General features: G+C 55.1%; 2 protein-coding genes. Both read left to right on the top strand.

What is annotated here, in order from left to right; all coding sequences use genetic code 11:
- Positions 1–53 precede the first annotated feature (53 nt).
- The gene (locus ACTIKR_RS19275) at positions 54–1,052 is read left to right on the top strand and encodes a Bug family tripartite tricarboxylate transporter substrate binding protein (RefSeq protein WP_193090435.1); all 999 of its coding nucleotides are present in this window, start codon (positions 54–56) and stop codon (positions 1,050–1,052) included.
- Between the two features lie 26 nt (positions 1,053–1,078).
- On the top strand, positions 1,079–2,017 hold the full coding sequence (locus tag ACTIKR_RS19270; RefSeq protein ID WP_442328730.1) for a hydroxyacid dehydrogenase: 939 nt from the start codon (positions 1,079–1,081) through the stop codon (positions 2,015–2,017).
- Positions 2,018–2,425: the final 408 nt, after the last annotated feature.

Genomic DNA, 2,425 nt, shown 5'->3' with positions numbered 1-2,425 from the left:
CCGGTATAAAAAACCAGGCCGGCCGCCACTCACAATCGTGGAGGAGACACCCCATGAAACATCGTCACACCGCAACAAAACGCAGCATACTCAAATTCGGACTGTTGTCATTGTTCTGTGCAGGCACCACGATTGTGGCCCCGGCGGCGCAGGCTGAGTTCAAGCCCGAGCAATATATTACCTACATAGTTCCATTCGCCCCCGGCGGATTAACCGACGTGGCTGCCCGCATGGTTGCCAAGGGCGTAGGCGATAAAACCGGCTGGAATATCGTGGTCAACAACAAGGCCGGCGCCAACGGCAACCTGGGACCCGCGGAAGCAGCCCGTGCCAAACCGGATGGCAACACCTGGCTGGCCATTACCATGACCCATGCAGTCAATAAAACGCTGTTCGGACAAAAGGCCGGCTACGACATAGAAAAAGACTTTGTTCCGGTCGCCAAAATCGCCTCTTCGGCCATCATGGTTGTCGTGCCACAGAACAGCCCCATCAAATCCCTGCAGGACCTGATCGACGCCGCCAAGAAGAAAACCCTGAACGTGGGCAGCAGCGGCACCGGTACGCCACCCCATATTGCCGCTGCCCTGTTTCAGGAGCTGACCAAAACCAAAATGACGCATATCCCTTATAAAGGGGGCGCACCATCCATGGTGGATCTGATCGGTGGACAGATTGACGTGGTCTTCTCCAATTATCCGGAATCGCTGGCCTATGTACAACAAGGCAAGTTGCGGGCGCTGGCCATTACATCTGAAAAACGTGCAGTCGCCGTGCCGGATGTACCCACAACGGCAGAAGCCGGTTTGCCCAAGCTGATGGTCGACAACTTCACTGGCCTGATGGCGCCCAAAGGCACCGATCCGGCCCTGGTCAAGGAGATCAGCGACAAGGTCACAGCCGCCGTTGGAGAAAAGGCCATGGGTGAGCAACTGATCAAGCTCGGATTCGTTCCCGACCCGATGGGACCAGACCAGTTCAAAACCTATCTACATGACCAGATCGAGAAACTGGCCAAAACCATCAAAGACGCCAACATCAAAGTCAACTGAATCACACCTGGAATCTGACATTTAACATGACCAACACCATTGTCATCTCTGAATTTATGGATGAACCGGCAGTAGATCGCCTGCGCCAGATTGCGCAAGTGGACTATCGACCGGAACTTGTCGATAACCAGGAAGCACTGTTTCAGGGCCTGGCCAATGCCGATGCCCTGATCGTGCGCAATCGTACACAGGTTAATGCCCAATTGCTGGCGCACGCCCCCAACCTGCGGGTCGTGGGCCGGCTGGGCGTCGGCCTGGACAATATTGATATGGACCTGTGCGAAAACAAAGGCATTATCGTTTACCCAGCCGTCGGCGCCAACGCTCAGGCGGTTGCCGAATACGTGATTGCGACTACATTCGTGTTGCTACGGGGCGCTTACCTGGCCAGCACCCAGGTTCTAGAAGGGAAATGGCCACGCCCGCAGCTCAGTAATGGCCTGGAGGTAGCAGGCCGTACACTGGGCCTGGTGGGATTCGGCGGCATAGGCAGGCTCACTGCCAGGCTGGCAAGCGCACTGGGCATGAAGATTGCAGCATACGATCCCATGATCAGCTCAGACAGCCCCATCTGGGCGGAAACTGGTGCAATGCAAATGTCATTGGACGAACTGCTGCAACACAGCGATGTTGTAAGCCTGCACACCCCTTTGACAAAGGATACCCGCCATCTGATCAATGCCAGCCGCATTGCGCAAATGAAAGCGCAAGCCATTCTGATCAATACCTCGCGCGGCGGGATTGTAGATGAACAGGCGTTGGTAGCCGCCCTGCAGACCGGTAAACTGCGCGGCGCAGCGCTGGATGTCTTTGAGGACGAACCGGTGAAGGCGGAAAACCGCCTGCCTGATATGCCCAACCTGATATTGACGCCGCATATTGCCGGCCTGACGCAAGAAGCCAACGAGCGGGTATCGGGGGTGATTGCGGAGAAGGTAATAGGGTATTTGAACGGACTTACTTGATGTGTCCAACGCCTTGGGCTCATCAGACCCATCGCTGAGCCTGTTTGATCAAAGTGTTAACCCCATGCTCCTTCGGACGAGTTTCACAGGAGCACTCTTTCCTGGCCAGTACCAGGATAGCCAAAGCACTGCGCGCCACCGCTCCCCGATAGCATGAGCACGCAACTTGGTACTTGTTGGAAAATATCCGAGAGCTTTTGTCTATAACGAATAAGGTCGGCTCTTTGGTCGCTCTTATCCTGCGCGCATGACATGCCGCAATGCCACCGTTACTTGCATACTTCTGACCCGTTCTCACGTAATCCATAACATGGGACCGACGGACGCAATATCAACGATCCATCTTGCAAGAAACGTATAATACAACCCACATTTTACCGAAATTCGTGGCTGTTGCCCGCCGCTTGC

Source organism: Advenella sp., from assembly GCF_052108595.1.
Classification (GTDB): Bacteria; Pseudomonadota; Gammaproteobacteria; order Burkholderiales; family Burkholderiaceae_B; genus Advenella.
The sequence above is the reverse complement of the archived record's forward strand: the minus strand, read 5'-3'. Positions and strand labels throughout refer to the sequence as shown.